11 protein-coding genes are annotated in these 15795 nt (G+C 69.7%); 7 read left to right on the forward strand and 4 right to left on the reverse strand.

Annotated elements, in window-relative coordinates:
- The 4 genes from C5F48_RS16525 to C5F48_RS16540 all read left to right on the forward strand — a co-directional run.
- Nucleotides 1-475 (forward strand): iron chelate uptake ABC transporter family permease subunit (locus tag C5F48_RS16525; RefSeq protein ID WP_146170622.1); only part of this gene is annotated, 475 nt, incomplete at its 5' end.
- Nucleotides 465-1433: an iron chelate uptake ABC transporter family permease subunit gene (locus C5F48_RS16530; protein ID WP_245941346.1), complete on the forward strand. Its 969-nt coding sequence runs from the start codon at nucleotides 465-467 to the stop codon at nucleotides 1431-1433. The genes C5F48_RS16525 and C5F48_RS16530, both read left to right, overlap by 11 nt.
- Nucleotides 1430-2182: an iron ABC transporter ATP-binding protein gene (locus C5F48_RS16535; protein WP_107664977.1), complete on the forward strand. Its 753-nt coding sequence runs from the start codon at nucleotides 1430-1432 to the stop codon at nucleotides 2180-2182. Before C5F48_RS16530 ends, C5F48_RS16535 begins: the two co-directional genes overlap by 4 nt.
- 55 nt (nucleotides 2183-2237) lie before the next feature.
- The gene (locus C5F48_RS16540; protein ID WP_107664978.1) at nucleotides 2238-3566 is read left to right on the forward strand and encodes an NAD(P)/FAD-dependent oxidoreductase; all 1329 of its coding nucleotides are present in this window, start codon (nucleotides 2238-2240) and stop codon (nucleotides 3564-3566) included.
- A gap of 4 nt (nucleotides 3567-3570) precedes the next feature.
- Here C5F48_RS16540 and C5F48_RS16545 read toward each other — a convergent pair whose 3' ends face one another.
- Nucleotides 3571-4113 (reverse strand): DUF4334 domain-containing protein, encoded by a 543-nt coding sequence (locus C5F48_RS16545; protein ID WP_107664979.1) that lies wholly within the window; start codon nucleotides 4111-4113, stop codon nucleotides 3571-3573.
- Between the two features lie 452 nt (nucleotides 4114-4565).
- Between C5F48_RS16545 and C5F48_RS16550 the strand changes: the two genes are divergently transcribed.
- From C5F48_RS16550 to C5F48_RS16560, 3 genes are read left to right on the forward strand one after another with little or no spacing between them, the layout of a single operon-like run.
- Nucleotides 4566-5762 carry a polysaccharide biosynthesis/export family protein gene (locus C5F48_RS16550; protein WP_107664980.1) on the forward strand — a complete coding sequence of 399 codons (1197 nt, stop codon included), beginning with the start codon at nucleotides 4566-4568 and terminating at the stop codon, nucleotides 5760-5762.
- Nucleotides 5759-7876: a GumC family protein gene (locus C5F48_RS16555; protein WP_107664981.1), complete on the forward strand. Its 2118-nt coding sequence runs from the start codon at nucleotides 5759-5761 to the stop codon at nucleotides 7874-7876. Before C5F48_RS16550 ends, C5F48_RS16555 begins: the two co-directional genes overlap by 4 nt.
- A 4-nt stretch (nucleotides 7877-7880) precedes the next feature.
- On the forward strand, nucleotides 7881-9035 hold the full coding sequence (locus C5F48_RS16560) for a glycosyltransferase (protein WP_107664985.1): 1155 nt from the start codon (nucleotides 7881-7883) through the stop codon (nucleotides 9033-9035).
- Here the strand turns inward: C5F48_RS16560 and C5F48_RS16565 are convergent.
- The 3 genes from C5F48_RS16565 to C5F48_RS16575 form a co-directional block, all read right to left on the reverse strand.
- Nucleotides 8981-10786, reverse strand: coding sequence for a CocE/NonD family hydrolase (locus C5F48_RS16565; protein ID WP_107664982.1), 1806 nt, complete (start codon nucleotides 10784-10786; stop codon nucleotides 8981-8983). The genes C5F48_RS16560 and C5F48_RS16565 overlap by 55 nt on opposite strands.
- Before the next feature lie 34 nt (nucleotides 10787-10820).
- Entirely contained in the window at nucleotides 10821-13583 is a 2763-nt protein-coding gene (locus C5F48_RS16570) for a condensation domain-containing protein (RefSeq protein WP_107664983.1), read from the reverse strand.
- On the reverse strand, nucleotides 13580-15795 hold a 2216-nt coding region (locus tag C5F48_RS16575), incomplete at its 5' end, for a non-ribosomal peptide synthetase (RefSeq protein ID WP_146170623.1). The genes C5F48_RS16575 and C5F48_RS16570, both read right to left, overlap by 4 nt.

Here is a 15795-nt window from a genome sequence, read left to right on the forward strand (position 1 = left end):
GCAGAGCCTCGGGGCCTGGACCATGGGCGATTTCTCGGTGGTGCTGCGCGGCCGCTACGAGCTTCTGTGGATCGTCGCGGCGCTGGTCGGTCTCGCCATCTTCGCCGCCGACCGCTTCACCGTCGCCGGCATGGGGCGCGACTTCGCCACCAACCTCGGGCTGAACCACCGGCGCATCGTCGGGACCGGGTTGACGCTGGTGGCGCTGGTCAGCGCGGCGGTGCTGGTGACGGTGGGGACCATCCCTTTCCTCGGGCTGATCGTGCCCAACATCGCGGCGCTGGCGGTGGGCGACAACATGCGCCGCACCCTGCCGCTGTCGCTGGTCGGCGGGGTCGGGCTGGTCTTGGCTTGCGACATCCTCGGCAGGATCGTGATCCGGCCCTACGAGATCCCGATCGGCGGCACGATGGGCATTCTCGGCAGCGCCGTCTTCCTGTTCCTGCTGCTGCGGGGCCGGTCCCGTGTCGCCTGAGCTGCGCGACCGCATGATCGCCCGCCGGATGGTCGCGCTGGGTCTGGCGGCCCTGCTGGCGGCGGTGCTGTTCATGACGCTGGGCGCGCGCGGCAACTGGGATTTCGTGCTGCCGTTCCGCGGCCGCAAGCTGGCCGGCTTGGCGATGGTCGCGGTGGCCATCGCCCTGGCCACGGTGATCTTCCAGACGGTGACGCGCAACCGCATCCTGACCCCGGCGATCATGGGCTTCGACTCGCTCTTCGTGCTGGTGCAGACCGGGCTCGTCTTCCTCTTCGGTTCGGCCCGGCTCTCTGCGCTGGACCCGCGGCTGAGCTTCGCGGTCGAGACGCTGCTGCTCTGCGGCTTCGCCGGGTTGCTCTATCGCTGGCTGTTCGGCGCGAGCCAGCGTGGGCTGCACCTGCTGCTGCTGGTCGGCATCGTCTTCGGCACGCTGTTCCGCTCCTCCGCCGGGCTGATGCAGCGGCTGATCGACCCGGACGAGTTCCTGGTGCTGCAGGACCGGCTCTTCGCCAGCTTCAACGCGGTGGATCAGGACCTGCTCGGCTTCTCGGCTCTCATCCTTCTGGCGGTGAGCATCGCCCTGTGGCGGATGTTGCCGCTGCTCGACGTGCTGGCGCTCGGCCGCGATGCGGCGATCGGGCTCGGCGTCGATCACGACCGGACGGTGGCTATCGTGCTGGGGCTGATGACCGTTCTGGTCGCGGTCTCAACCGCGCTGGTCGGGCCGGTCGGCTTCTTCGGCCTGATGGTCGCCAACCTCGCCTATCTGCTGCTGCCCACCACGCGGCATGCCGTGCTGCTGCCGGCGGCGGCGCTGATCGCGCTGGTCGCGTTGATCGGCGGGCAGACCATCCTGGAGCGGGTCTTCGACTATGACACCGCGCTCGCCGTCGTGATCGAGTTTCTCGGCGGCCTCTTCTTCATCCTTCTCGTCGTCAGGGGCAAATCGCGATGATCACCGTCGAAGACCTGTGCAAATCCTACGGCGAGACCGCCGTGCTGCGCGATGTGGTGCTGAGCCTGCCCCGCGGCGGGCTCACCGGGATCATCGGCCCGAACGGTGCGGGCAAATCCACTCTGCTGTCGATCATCGGCCGGATGATGAAGGCCGACAGCGGCCGGGTGCTGCTGGAGGGGCTGGACCTCGCCCGCGCGCACGGGGCCGAGGTGGCGCGCCGGCTCGCGGTGCTGCGGCAGGACAACCACCTCGCCGCCCGGCTGACGGTCCGCGATCTGGTGGCCTTCGGCCGCTACCCGCATTCGCGCGGCCGACCGACCGAGGCGGATGCGACCCACACCGCCCGGGCCATCGCCTATCTCGGCCTCGAGCCCTTCGCCGACCGCTTCCTCGACGAACTGTCGGGCGGCCAGCGGCAGCGCGCCTTCATCGCCATGGTGCTCTGTCAGGACACCGACTACATCCTGCTGGACGAGCCGCTGAACAACCTCGACATCCGCCATGCTGTCGGCATCATGACCCTGATCGGCAAGGCCGCGCGTGAGCTGGGCAAGACCGTGGTCGTGGTTCTGCACGACATCAACATGGCCTCGGCCTGCTGCGACCGGATCGTCGCGATGAAGGACGGCCGCATCCTGCGGCATGGCCCGCCCGAGACGGTGATGCAGGCGGACTTCCTGGAAGAGGTCTACGAGACGCCGATCGAGGTGCATCGGCTTTCCGGCCGGCTGGTGGCCGTCTACTGACCCCGGCGCTGGAACCCATCGCCGGGCGCTCCGTTGGGTCTGGAAAGGAGCGCGCATGACAGATCGGAATGGCGCGGGCGGGGGCCCGCATGTGGTGATCCTCGGGGCCGGCTTCGGCGGGCTCGAGGCGGCGAAGACGCTGGGGGCGTGCGGCGTCCGGGTGACGGTGATCGACCGGCAGAACCACCACCTGTTCCAGCCGCTGCTCTACCAGGTTGCCACCGCCGCGCTCTCGGCCCCGCATATCGCCGAGCCGATCCGCAGCATCCTCAGCCGCTTTCCCAGCGTCAGCGTCAGGATGGGCGAGGTGGAGCGGATCGACCCGGAGGCGCGCCGGCTGCACTGCGCCGACGGAGCGGAGATAAGCTACGACTGGCTCATCCTCGCCACCGGGGCGAAGACCGGCTATTTCGGCCATGACGACTGGGCAAGGGTGGCCCCGGGTCTGAAGACCATCGAGGACGCGCGGCAGATCCGCACCCGGGTGCTGATGAGTTTCGAACATGCCGAGCGTTGCGAGGACCCGGCCGAGCGCGAGCGGCTGATGACCCTCGCGGTCATCGGCGGCGGCCCCAGCGGCGTCGAGCTTTCCGGCGCGCTGGCCGAGCTCAGCCGCTTCACCCTCGCCCGCGACTTCCGCCGCATCCATCCCGAGGCGGCCCGCATCCTCTTGGTCGAGGCCGGGCCGCGGTTGCTCTCGGCCTTCGGCGAGGGCTCCTCCGACTTCGCCCGCCGCCGGCTGGAGCGGCTGGGGGTGAAGGTGCTGACCGGGCGCAGCGTCGAGGCGATCACCGCCGAGAGCCTGACCGTCGGCGGCGAGACGCTGCCGGTCGGGCTGGTGGTCTGGGCCGCCGGCGTCACCGGCTCGCCGCTGGCGCGACAACTGGGCGAGGTCGACAAGGCCGGCCGCATCGCGGTGACGCGGCGGCTGGAGGTGGTGGGTCAGGAGCGGGTGCTGGCCTTGGGCGATGTCGCGCGCTGCGAGGGCGAGGACGGCAAGCCCCTGCCGGGGCTGGCGCAGGTCGCCAAGCAGCAGGGCGCGCATCTCGGGGAAAGTCTCGCGCAGCACTTGCAGACCGGCGCGCCACTGACGGAGTTCCACTACCGCAGCAAGGGCAACACCGCCATCGTCGGCCGCCATGCCGCAGTCTACGAGACCGGCAAGCGGGCGCTGCGCGGCTGGGGCGCCTGGCTGCTCTGGGCGGTGGTGCATGTCTATCTGCTGGTCGGCTTCCAGAACCGCATCGCGGTCTCGATCCAGTGGCTCTGGCTCTACCTCACCTATCAGAGCGGCGCGCGGCTGATCTCCATGGCGGAGATCGGCCCGGCGGAGGTGAAGGAGTCGCTGGGCGAACCGGTGGAGGAAGGGCCGGCGCGGGCCTGAGACTTCAGCGGCGGCGCAGCAGGAAGAAGAAGGGCCGTTCGCTCTGGCGCAGGTCCATCGCCCCCAGCAGGTGCTCGTCGTCAATCCGGCGGAAGGCGTCGAGGATCGGCAGCGCGTCGTAGATCATCGTCGCCGTCACCACGCCGCGATACTCCACCATCCGCAGCCGGGCTTGTGGCCGCCGGCTGCGCAGCAGCCGCAGCGCCGGCCTGCCGATCGCCGCGACCGCCCTGTGCCGCAGCAAGGGCGCAAAACGCAGCGCCAGCCCCAGGGGCAGGAAGGCGGGGCTGATCGCGAAAACCCCGCCGTCCGTGCCGAAGAGCAGGGGATGCGCCGCCTCGGGCGAGTCGAAGCGCTTGCCGCGCCAGCCATAGGCTTCGAGCAGCCCGTCCAGCGGATGGCCGGTGGCGACGCCGCGGCCTTCCCAGTCGCCGATCATCTTGGCGAGGCTTGCCGGCGGCAGCCGGTCGAAGATCTCCAGCGCTGCGCCTGTCGTCAGCAGGCCCGCGCTGAGCCGGGCGAGGGCGTCTGGGGCAGGGTTGGTCATCGGCGCTCCATGGCATCTCTCCAAGGCTAGCGCGGGCGGGTCCCGGGTCCAGCGGGGAACGGGCTGTCGGAGCGCAGCGATGGACCGCCGAGAGTCTGGCTGCGACATTCTGCCGCACCTGCGTCACGGCGCTCGCGGGCTTGGAAACTTTACCGAGAAAGCGTCGAGACCAATCGCGTCATGGTGGAATAATAGGATCAATGTGAGAATATTGCGGCGTTATTAACGCCGACATTCTTCCCTTGGGCGAGTGCCAGCCAATCGCGTCATTCAGAGATTGTCGGAGTTCAAAACGGATGCGGTTCCGGCCCGACGCCGATTTTTTTATGCGACTCGGTTTGCCGTGCTACGGTGAGGCATTCATCAGGATTTAGACGGACTATTGTTGTGGGTATAAGGGGGGCGCCTTCAGGCGTAGCCAATTGCGCATTAATTATATCCCAGCTTTTGTGATGGCCGTTCTTCTCGGCTCTGGCGACCTCTTCGCTTCGCAGGAAGACTATCTGATCAATGTCGGCGACCAGATCGAGCTGGATATCCTCGACGACAGCGATCCATCGCAGAAATACACGGTGGGTAGCGACGGGTCCATTCAACTGCCCTTGATCGGAGGATTCCGTATTGCCGAGCTGTCGATAGAAAAGGCGCGCGACAAGCTTTATAACGCCTATGTCTCGCGGGAGATTTACGTAAATCCCACAATTGCCATTTCGGTGGCGGCTTTCAGGCCTGTCTTTGTCATGGGCGATGTTCGCGCACCCGGATTTTACGACTTCCACCCGTTTCTCACCGCCGAACAGGCGCTTGGCCTCGCCGGTGGAGCCATGCTGCTCTACGACAACGAGGAGACGCGTATTCTCGAGCGGCGCAATCTGACCGCCCAGCTTTCCGCAGTGCAGACCGACCTCGTCCGGCTCGCCGCCAAGGTGGCGCGCAGCGAGGCCCTGCAGCGCGAAAGGCCCGAGATCGACTGGAACGACGTGCCCAAGCCGGTGCGCGACGTCCTCGACCCGGCGGCCTTCCAGGCGCTGAAGCCGAAGGAGGACAAGATCCTTGCACTGGAACGCGCCGACCACGAGGTGCAGAAGACGCTGCTCGCCTCGGCCATCGCCGAGGCCGAGAGCCAGCTGAAGCTGCTCACCGACCGGCAGACGGTGCAGACCGACGCGCTGGCCTATGACACCGAGGACCTGACCCGCAAGCGCGAGCTGGCGCAGTCGGGGCTGGTGACCAGCTCGTCGCTGTCGCAGCTCGAAAGGGCGGCGAAGGCGGGGGAGGGACAGCTGCTGCAGATCCTCGAACAGCAATCGGTGCTGCGCCGGACGCTGGGCGATCTGCGCCGCGAGATGTCGCGGCTGGAAAGCGCGCGCGGCCAGAGCCTTCTGAGCCAGGCGCAGGACCTGCAGACCGAGGTCGAGAAGAAGCTCGGCGAATACGAGTCGGTGAGCGACCGGATCGACCTCATCACCCAGTGGATGAACGCGGCGGTGAACGCCAACGACGCCTTCCGCATCGAATACGAGGTGCGGCGGCGCACGGTCGAGCAGACGGTCAGCCTTCCGGTCGACGGCCAGGCCGAACTGCTGCCCGGCGATCTGGTGGTCGTGGCCGTGCGGCCTCCCGAAGGCGCGGAGGAGATGTCGCAATGAGACGCGCGGTGGCGGAGAACGGCGGCATGACAGGCCCGGCGGCCGAGGCCGAGAATCGCCGTGGCACTGAGGCGACTGACGACCTCGGCTTCATCGCCGATGTGATCCGCCGCCGGAAGTGGCTGATCCTCGCCTGCACGGTCTTGGCGCTCGGCGGGATGTATGCCTATGTCAAGCAAGCGGTGCCGGTTTACGCCGCCTATTCCCAAGTCATTCTCGACACCCGGCAGGAACGGGTGACCGACGTCGAGCAGATCGTCTCCGATCTCGCGGTGTCCAACTCGGTCATCGCCGGCGAGATCGTCTCGCTGAAATCCAACACGCTGATCGGCCGGGTGGTGGACAAGCTGAACCTCGCCGGCGAGGCCACGTCTCAGGCCGGCGTCCCGCCGGAGCTGCGCGACCGGGTGATCCAGAAGGTGACCGCCAACCTGACCGTGGCGCAGGTCGGCATCTCCTACGCCATCGGCATCTCCTACAAGGCAAACGATCCCAAGCAGGCGGCGCGCTTCGCCAATGCGCTGGCCGAGGAATATATCGCCGACCAGGTCGCGACCAAGCGCGCATCGACGCTGCGCGCCACCGCCTGGCTGCAGAAGCGGCTGGGGGAGCTCTCCTCGGCGGTGGAGGCGGCGGATCAGGCGATCCTCGACCTGCGGGCAAAGACGGCGGACGAGGTCGGGGCCAACCAGGAGACGACGGCGCAGTATCTCGTCGACCTGAACTCCCGCCTCGTCGCCACCGCCTCGGAACGCTCCGACGCCCGGGTGCGCTACGAGATCGTCTCGCAGCGGCTGAAGGATTCCGGCCTGACCGCCGTCGCCCATGTCGTCTCCTCGCCGCTGCTCGAGACGCTGCAGCGCGAGCGGATCGACATCGCCAGCGAACAGGCCCAGACCGACGCGAGGCTGGGCCGCCGGCATCCCGACACGGTGCGTCTCGACGCCAGAGTGAAGGACCTCGACGAACGGACCGAGGCCGAGGTGCGGCGGATCATCGAGAGCATGAAGAGCGACGTCGATGTGGCGACGCAGCGCGAGGCGGCGCTGCAGAACCAGATCAAGGACATCGAGAAGCGGCTGGTGATGCTCTCGGCCGCAGCGGTGAAGTTGAACCAGCTGGAGCGCGAGGCCTCCGCCATGCGGATGGTCTACGAGAACTTCCTGTCGCGGCTGACCGAAACCAACGCCCAGTCGGATTTCCAGCGCCCGGACGCCCGCATCGTCACCGTCGCGGTGCCGCCGACCGCGCCCACCTCGCCGCGCAAGAAGCTGCTGCTGATGGTCGCCGGGGTCTTCGGCCTGTCGCTCGGCATCGCGGGCGCCTTCCTGCATGAGGCGGTGACCAGCCGCGTCCATGCCAGCGGCGAACTGCGCCAGATCACCGCCTGCCCGGTGCTGGGGATGATCCCGATCGAACCGCGGCGGCGCAAGCGGCCCTGGCTGGCGGATGTGCTGTCGCGCGGCGACTACTCGCCCTATCTCGATGCGATCAGCGCGCTGCGGGCCCAGCTTTTCGATGTGCGCAGCGTCGGCCGGCCCAAGGTGCTGATGCTGACTTCGGCGCTGCAGGGCGAGGGCAAGTCCAGCACCTGCGCCGCCTTGGCCGCGGTGCTGCCGCGGGTCTCGATCAGCGCGGTGCTGCTCGATCTCGACCTGCGCCGCTCGATGACCCGCAGCGTACTCGACCTCTCGTCGCAGCAGGGCTGCGTGGTGGACTACCTCGCCGGGCGGATCGAGCTTTCGGAGCTGAAGCCCGCCGAGCTGCCCTTCGGCCTGCGCGTTCTGGCGCCGCTGCGCTCGTCGCCCAACAGCGCCGATCTGCTGGCCTCGCCCCGTCTGGGCGAGTTGGTGACGATGCTGTCGCGCCAGTTCAACGTGGTGCTGATCGACGCGCCGCCGGTGCTCGACATCGCCGACGCGCTGGTGCTGTCGCGCCACGTCGACACCACGCTGCTGGTGGTGCGCAGCGGCATGACGCCCAAGACGCTGGTGACCAGCGCGATCGAAAGGCTCGAGGAAGCAGGCGCGCCGGTGATCGGCACGGTGATGACGCAGGTCGGCAAGGGGCATACCGCGGCCCGGGAATTGTACAGGTATGATTATGCTCGATGACCAGATGAGAACCCAGCGTGTCGCCATCATCCATTACTGGCTGGTGTCGATGCGCGGCGGCGAGCGCGTGCTGGAGGAGCTGTTGCGGCTGTTCCCGCAAGCGGAGATCTTCACCCATGTCGCCGACCGTTCGAAGCTGTCGCCAATCATCCTCGACCGGCCGCTGCACGAGACCTTCATCGCCCGGCTGCCCTTCGCCAGGACCCATTATCAGAAATACCTGGCGCTGATGCCCCGCGCGCTGGAAGAGATCGACCTGTCGCAGTTCGATCTCGTCATCTCCTGCGAGAGCGGGCCGGCCAAGGGGGTCATCGTGCCGCCGCATGTGCCGCACATCTGCTATGTCCACACGCCGATGCGCTATCTCTGGGACCAGTACCCGGTCTATCGCAGCCGGCTGTCGGGGCTGAAGCGGGCCTATTTCTCGATGCTCGCGCACCGGTTGCGGATGTGGGATGTCACCTCAGCCTCCCGGGTGGACCGCTTCATCGCCAATTCGCAGTTCGTCGCCGATCGGGTGCAGCGCTACTATCACCGCGAGGCCGATGTGGTGAACCCGCCGGTCGACCTCGGCCTCTACCGGCTGCCCGTGCCGGCGCAGCCGCGCAGCTATTACCTCTTCGTGTCGCAGCTGGTGCATTACAAGCGCCCCGATCTGGTGATCGACGCCTTCCGCGGGCTGAACCAGAAGCTCCTGGTGGTCGGCGAGGGCGAGGAGGCGGCGCAGCTCGCCCGCGACCTGCCGAACAACGTCTTCATGCTGGGCCGGGTCTCGAACGAGGATCTCGCAAAGCTCTACGGCTGCGCCAAGGCGCTGATCTTCCCGGGCGAGGAGGATTTCGGCATCGTCCCGGTCGAGGCCATGTCCTGCGGCACGCCGGTGATCGCCTATGGTCGCGGCGGCATTCTCGACAGCGTCACCGAGGGCGTCTCCGGCGTCTTCTTCGACCGTCAGGACGCCGCTTGCCTGCAAGCCGCCGTGCTGCGCTTCGAGCGGACCTATGCCCGGTTCGACGCCCAGCGGATCTCCGACCTCGCGCAGCGGTTCGGGGCGGAGCGGTTCCGGCGCGAGATCTCGATGATCATCACCTCAGAAGTGGCCAATCACTCGCTGAGGATGAACATGGTCAGCGCCGACGGTGTGCCGCTGCCGGTGTGAAGCGTGAGGGTCGCGCGGCGACCCTCCGTCTCGTCGTAGTTCCGCCCGCCGGTGTTCAGGTTGCGCTCCAGCCGGGGAAAGCTGCTGCCGGCGAGGGTCAGCCGCAGCCGGTGACCGGCTTGCAGCAGATAGGCGATGTGGCGCATGTCGACCTCGGCCTCGACCACCTCGCCCGGCTGCATGAGGTTCGGCGCCGCGAACCCGTCGCGCCAGCGCAGCCGCAGCGCGCCCTCCTGGATCATGCGCGAGCGGCCGTCAGGGCCGACATCCGACAGCCGGGCCACGATGTCGGCGTCCGGCGTGTCGGTCGAGACGAAGAGCCGGGCCGAAAGCGGGCCGGCGATCAGCAGGTCGCTGTCACCGGGGTCGGAGGTATAGACCAGCACGTCCTGCCGGGCCTCGACCTCGTCCTGGTAGCGCGGGCCCGCCCGGTCATCCAGCGCCCCGGTGCAGCAGATTGCCCCGCCGATCGAAGGTACCGGATCGGCCGGATCGCTGACAATGCTGTCGGTCGCCGCCGTCCCGGGCGTTTCGAGCAGCCGCCCGTCGCCGGCCGCCGAACGGGTGTCGCCCCCCGAGCCGAGCAGGAACTCCCGCCGCTCCGTGCCTTCCGGCGGCCAGCTTTCCGCCTCGCGCCAGCGGTCCTCGACGAGGACGTAATAGAGATAGGGCGGCAGCTCCGGCGCAGGCAGGTCCTGCAGGTAATGCCCCATGAAATCCACGAAGAGACTCTCGAAGGGCAGCATCGCCTCCGGCCCGACCGGGGTGTCGCCCACCGCGCCGGACCCGGCAGCCCCGGAGTGGTTGCAATGGGTGCCCGGCGCGATCAGCAGGTGCTGCTCTGGCGCCGTCTCGCGCATCTTGGCGGTCAGCGCGAAGCTGCCGCCGATCGAGGGGTCGTACCAGGTGTCCACCATCAGCCCCGGCGTGGCGAAACTCTCCGACCCGTCGATGAAGCCCGCCGCCTTCCACCAGGCCGCATCGGCGAAGCGGCTGACGAAATCCTCCCAGTCGGTCGCATCGGGCCGCACCCTGGCGACCATCGACAGGAGCGGCAGGCCCGGTAGGGCCGTGGCGTAATCGACGTAGGGCGCGTCCATCCGGTCGCCGGTCTTGCCGCCCGCGGCCGAGAACCAGCCGAAGGAGGAGGCGAGGTTCAGGATGCCGCCCTCGTAGCCGCCGAAATAGCTGGCCCTTCCGTCAAGCGCCCCCGCGGCGCCGCCCGCGCCCAGCGGGATCATCGCCCGGTGCGCCGGATGCCGCCCCGCCGCCAGCAGGATCTGCGTCTCTCCCAGCGCTGAGCAGCCGACGGTGCCGACCCGGCCGTTCGACCAGGGCTGCGCGGCGATCCAGTCCAGCGTCGCCATCGCGTCGGCCTGTTCGTGGCGGTAGAGGGCGAATTCCCCCTCCGAGGCGTAGCGGCCGCGCATGTCCTGCGCCACCACGGCGTAGCCGCGCGCGACGAAGACGTCGATCCAGTAGAACACGTCGCCGAAGCGGTCCTTGCCATAGGGCAACCGGACCAGCACCGTCGGGCGCGGTCCGGGCGCGTCGGGCAGGTATACATCGGTCGCCAGCCGCACCCCGTCCGGCATCCGGACGAAGGACTGCTGCGCCGCCGGCGCGCCGAGGCCCGCCGGCAGGCTGCGCCAGGCCCAGAACCGCGCCTTCTCCGGCAGCCGATCGACCGGCAGGAAACCGAGGGTCAGGAGCGCCGCCAGCAGCACGGCGAGGGGGAAGGCCCGGTGCATCACCGCAGCCCCGACCGCAGCGGACCGCCGGCTGTCATGCCGGCGGCGCCTGCCGCGCGGGGCGGGCCTCGGCGAGGAAGACCTCGATCTCGCGGGCCAGCGCGTCGGTGCCGATCCGGACCTCGCGCATCGCCAGGATCTCGGGGATCCGCACCGTCTTCAGCCGGCCGGTGACGATATGCTCCCAGCCGAGCGAGGCGTCGAACCTTCCGCCGCGCGGCACGTCGTCGGTCACCGCATGCAGCACCGGGATGTCGATCGGGGCCGGGTGGTAGCGGTCGCGCGCCCGGGTCAGGAAGTCGAGGAAGCCCTCCTGCTCCGGCTCCAGATCCATCCGGCGTACCCGGTCGATCAGCCGCAACGCCCGGGCGACATGCAGCAGGCCGGAGCGGCGGACCAGCGTGTAGCTGCCGAGGAAGGCCCCGCCCGACAGCTGGCCCAACCGCCAGCGCCGGATCTTGCGCCGCAGCGTGTGCATCCGATCCTGCCAGCGCATCCGCCGGTCCGACATCAGCCGGTCGACGAAATGCGGTTCCCAGACATCCTTCAGCACCACGGCGGCGATCTCGTGCCCCTCGGCCTGCAGCACCCGCGCCGCCTCCAGCGCCACGTTGCCATGCACGCAGATTCCGAACAGCAGGTAGGGCCCCTGCGGCTGCGCCTTCACGATGATCCGGGCGTACTCCGCGGCGATCTCCTCCATCCGGCGCGGCGGGTGGACGGCGCCGGGGGCGCCGTCGAAAATCCGCACGCAGAAGGTGGGGCGCTCGGCGCTGAAGCCGGCATGAATCGCCAGCGCCGTCGCCGCGTTGTTGACCGCGATCAGTGGCGTGCCGGTTCCGGTCCGCGCCAGCGGCAGGATGCGCCAGTCGTCCTCGGCCGCGGCGGGGCGGGCCATGCGCTCGGCGATCCGCGCCGCCAGCCCGCGCAGGGTCGGATCTTCGTAGATCGCGCCGATGCCGGGCGCATAGCCGAAGACCTGCTGCACCCGCCCCAGCATGCGCAGCACCAGCAGCGAATGCCCGCCATGGTCGAAGAAGCTCGCCCCCGGCCGGATCGCGGAGACGCCGAGGATCTCGCGCCAGATCTCCGCCAGCCGGTCCTCGACCCCGTCGACCGGGGCGGGCGAGGCGATCGGCGGCGGCGCCTTGCGCGGGATGCGCAGAGCGGCGCGGCGCGGCTGGCCCTGCGCGTCGCGCGGCAGCTCCAGAAGCACGCTCACCCCCAACGGCAGCTCCGCCGCCGGCAGCCGCGCGGCGAGATGGCTCATCACCTCCGCTGGCAGGTCCTCCAACGGCGTGGACTGGCCCGGCGCGGGCGCGACGAAGACATAGCTGCCGCCACGGTCCTCCACCGCCGCCACGTCGGCCACCGACCCGAGTTCGCGCGCCACCGTCTCCAGCCGGCCGAGATGGCTCGCCCGGTGCTCGCGCCGGTCCTCCAGCGCCGGGTCGAGCGGCAGCGCCTTCAGCGGCAGCTCGGGCGCATCCAGCGCCTGTTCGAAAGCGTCGAGCAGCAGGGCCAGCAGCGCGTCGATGGTGCCGGGGCGGAACAGTTCGGTGGCATATTCCAGCGTCACCCGCCAGCCCGAGGGCCGGCCGACGATCTGGAAGTTCAGGTCATAGACCGCGCCCGGCGAATGCGACGGGGCCGAGACCAGCTCGAAACTGCCGTAGCGCCGGTTCTGCAGGAAGGTGCGCTGGATGTTGAAGTTCACCGAGATCAGCGGCGTGCGCGACGGGTCGCGGGCCGGATTCATCAGCTCGACCAGCTTGTTGAACGGCATCGCCTGATGCGCCAGCGCCTCCTGCACCACCTCTCGCACCCGCAGCAGGTGGTCGCTGAAGCTCGCCTCCGGGTCGGTCGGCAGGCGCAGCACGAGATTGTTGATGAAAACCCCGATCAGCAGCTCCAGATCGACATCGTTGCGCCCGGCGATCTGGGTGCCGACCAGGATGTCGGACTGGCCGGTGAAGCGCGCGAGGCAGCGCGACAGCACCGCCGAGCCGAAGGCGAAGACCGACACGCCGCGCCGCTTGGCCTCGGCCTCCAGCCGCTCGCCGAAACTGGGCGGCAGGTCGGCGGAGATCATCGCCGCCCCGGTGCCCCGCTTCGCCGGGCGCGGCAGGTCGGGCTCCACCTCGAAATAGGGGGCGTCGGCCAGCTGCGCCCGCCAATAGGCCGCGTCATCCTCCAGCACGCCGCAGGCCAGGTATTCCTGCTGCCACAGCGCGAAATCGCCGTATTGCAGCGGCAGGTCCGGCAGGTCGGGCTCGCGCCCCTCCTCCAGCGCGGCGGCGATGGTCCCGATCTCCTGGCCGAGGATGCGGATCGAGAAACCGTCGAAACAGGCCTGATGCGCCACGATCAGCAGCATGGCCCGCTCGGCGCTGATGCGGACCAGCGTCGCCCTTATCAGCCCGGGCTGGCTGAGGTCGAAGGGGACGCTGCCATTGGCATGGGCGATGCTTTCGATCCGGGCGGCGGGGTCCTCGTCGCCCGCCACGCGCAGCTCGACGACGGCGAGGCGGAATCGCACATTGGCGGCAACCTCCTGCACCAGCGCGCCGTCGCGCTCCACCAGCCGGGTGCGCAGCACCTCGTGCCGGTCGATCACCCGCTGGAAGGCGGCCTCGATCGTGGCGGGTTGCACCGGGCCCCGCAGTTCCCAGCGGACGGCGACGTTCAGCGCCGGGTTGCCCGGCGTCACCTGATCGAGGAACCAGCAGCGCAGCTGGGTCGCCGTGGCGGGAAAGCGGGCGATGACGAGTTCGGGAAGCGGATCGTGCAGGGTCATGATGCGAAGGCTCCCTCGCGGCGCGCGCCATGGCGGAAGGATTTCAGCGAGGGCCGGCTGCTCGCCGCGCCATCGCCCTCGCGCGCCGCGGCGAAGGCGGCGAGCTCGCGGATCGTCGGATGGGTCAGCAGGTCCCGCGCCTCGAGGTTCAGCCCGGCGTCGAGCATCCGCGCCGCGATGCGGAACACCGTTAGCGAATCCGCCCCGAGACTGTAGAGCGTCTCGGTGGTCGAGACCGCCTCCACCCCCAGCACCTTGGCCCAGATCCCGGCCAGCCGCTCCTCCATCGGCGAGGCCGGGGGGGTGATGTCGCGCGGCTGCAGCAGGCCGTCCATGCCTTCGGGCGCCTGCAGCGCCTTGCGGTCGAGCTTGCCGTTCAGCGTCTGCGGCAGCGTCTCCAGGCGGACGTAGCGCGCCGGGACCATGTAGTTCGGCAAGCGCTGCTCCAGCGCCCGCATCAGGCTTTCGGGAGCCGGGGCGGCGCCGGGCGCGGCCACGACATAGGCCACCAGCTGCTTGTCGCCGCCGGGCGGGGCGCGCAGGTCGACCGCCGCCTGCGCCACGCCCTCCACGCCGCGCAGCGCCATCTCGATCTCGCCCAGTTCGATGCGGAAGCCGCGCAGCTTGATCTGTCCGTCGCCGCGGCCCAGCAGCTCGATCGTCCCGTCCGCCAGCCGCCGCGCCCGGTCGCCGGTGCGGTAGAGCCGCCGCGTCGCGCCGTCGAGCGTCAGGTCGCGGAAGGCCGCGGCCGTCAGGTCGTCGCGGCCGAAGTAGCCGCGCGCCAGTCCGGCGCCGCCGATGTTCAGCTCGCCCGTCACCCCCACCGGCAGCAACTGGCCCTCTGGCGACAGCACCTGCAGCTCGGTGTTGGCGATAGGATGGCCGATGCTGATCACCGCGTCCCCGGGGCGGATGCGGTTCACCGCCGACCAGATCGTCGTCTCGGTCGGGCCGTAGAGGTTCCAGAGCTCGGCCCCGCCCGCCATGAGCCGCCGCGCCAGATCCAGGGGCAGCGGCTCGCCCCCGGCGAGGATGCGCAGCCCGGCCACCGGTTGCAGCCCGGCCTCCAGCAGCATGCCCCAGAGCGTCGGAGTCGCCTGCATCACCGTGATGTCGCCCCGCTGCAGCCGCCGGACCAGTGCGAAGCCGTCCAGCACCTCCTCCGTCGCGGCGATCTCCACCGTGCCGCCGGTGATCAGCGGCAGGAACAGCTCGAGGATGGCGATGTCGAAGGAGACGGTGGTGACCGCCAGCAGCCGGTCCGACGCACCGAAGCCGGGCTCCGCCGCCATCGAGGCGAGGCAGTTCACCACCGCCCTGTGCGGCACCTCCACGCCCTTCGGCGCGCCGGTCGAGCCGGAGGTGAAGATGACATAGGCCGGGCCTTCCGGCGCCACCTCGGGCAGCTCCGCCGGCGGGGCGGCGGGGCCGTCGATGGCGACGGGCAGCACGCCGAGACCCTCTGCATAGGCCGGCAATTGCGCGTCGGGCAGGATCAGCGCCTTGACCTGCGCCGTCTCCAGCACCTGCCGCAGCCGCGGCGCCGGGTGACGCGGGTCGAGCGGCACGAAGGCGTGACCCGCCTTCAGCACCGCCAGCAGCGCCACCGGCAGGGCTTCCGACCGGTCGAGCGCCACCGCCACCCGGCCACGTCCCGGGGGCAGGGCGGCCAGCAGCCGGGCGGCCAGCGCATCGCTGCGCAGCGCCAGCTCGGCATGGCTCAGGCTGGTGGCGCCGAAGGCCACCGCCGGCGCGTCGGGCGTACGGGCCGCCTGCGCCGTGACGAGATCGTGCAGCACCTGCGTCTCGGGTGGCGTGATCGCGGTGGCGGACGGGCAGGGCAGGTCGGCCAAGGTCACCAGCGGCAGCTGCCGCAGCGGCTGGGCGCTGTCGGCGCCGATCGCCCGCAGCACGGTCGAGAGGTGGTCGACCCAGCGCCGCACCGTCGCCGGGTCATAGACATCGGCGTTGTAATCCACGTCCAGCCGCAGCCCGTCCGGCCCCTCGATCATGTTGAAGAACAGATCGAAGTTCACCGCCGCCTTCGGGTTCGGATGCGTCCGGATCTGCAGCCCCGGAATGGCCAGCCCGTCGGCAACCCGTTCGAGGTTGAACTGCACCTCGGTCAGCGGCAGCCGGTTCAGCGTCCGCTCGATCTTCAGCTCGCGCACCAGCGTGCCATAGGTGAGGCCCTGATGATCCAGCGCGGCCA

The sequence above is a fragment of the Cereibacter changlensis JA139 genome (genome assembly GCF_003034985.1).
Classification (GTDB): Bacteria; Pseudomonadota; Alphaproteobacteria; order Rhodobacterales; family Rhodobacteraceae; genus Cereibacter; species Cereibacter changlensis.

Excerpts from the sequence above, each read along its gene's own strand:
- C5F48_RS16535 (WP_107664977.1), top strand. The coding sequence starts at position 1,430 with ATGATCACCGTCGAAGACCTGTGCAAATCCTACGGCGAGACCGCCGTG.
- C5F48_RS16540 (WP_107664978.1), top strand. The coding sequence starts at position 2,238 with ATGACAGATCGGAATGGCGCGGGCGGGGGCCCGCATGTGGTGATCCTC.
- C5F48_RS16545 (WP_107664979.1), bottom strand. The coding sequence starts at position 4,113 with ATGACCAACCCTGCCCCAGACGCCCTCGCCCGGCTCAGCGCGGGCCTG.
- C5F48_RS16550 (WP_107664980.1), top strand. The coding sequence starts at position 4,566 with ATGGCCGTTCTTCTCGGCTCTGGCGACCTCTTCGCTTCGCAGGAAGAC.
- C5F48_RS16555 (WP_107664981.1), top strand. The coding sequence starts at position 5,759 with ATGAGACGCGCGGTGGCGGAGAACGGCGGCATGACAGGCCCGGCGGCC.
- C5F48_RS16560 (WP_107664985.1), top strand. The coding sequence starts at position 7,881 with ATGAGAACCCAGCGTGTCGCCATCATCCATTACTGGCTGGTGTCGATG.
- C5F48_RS16565 (WP_107664982.1), bottom strand. The coding sequence starts at position 10,786 with ATGCACCGGGCCTTCCCCCTCGCCGTGCTGCTGGCGGCGCTCCTGACC.
- C5F48_RS16570 (WP_107664983.1), bottom strand. The coding sequence starts at position 13,583 with ATGACCCTGCACGATCCGCTTCCCGAACTCGTCATCGCCCGCTTTCCC.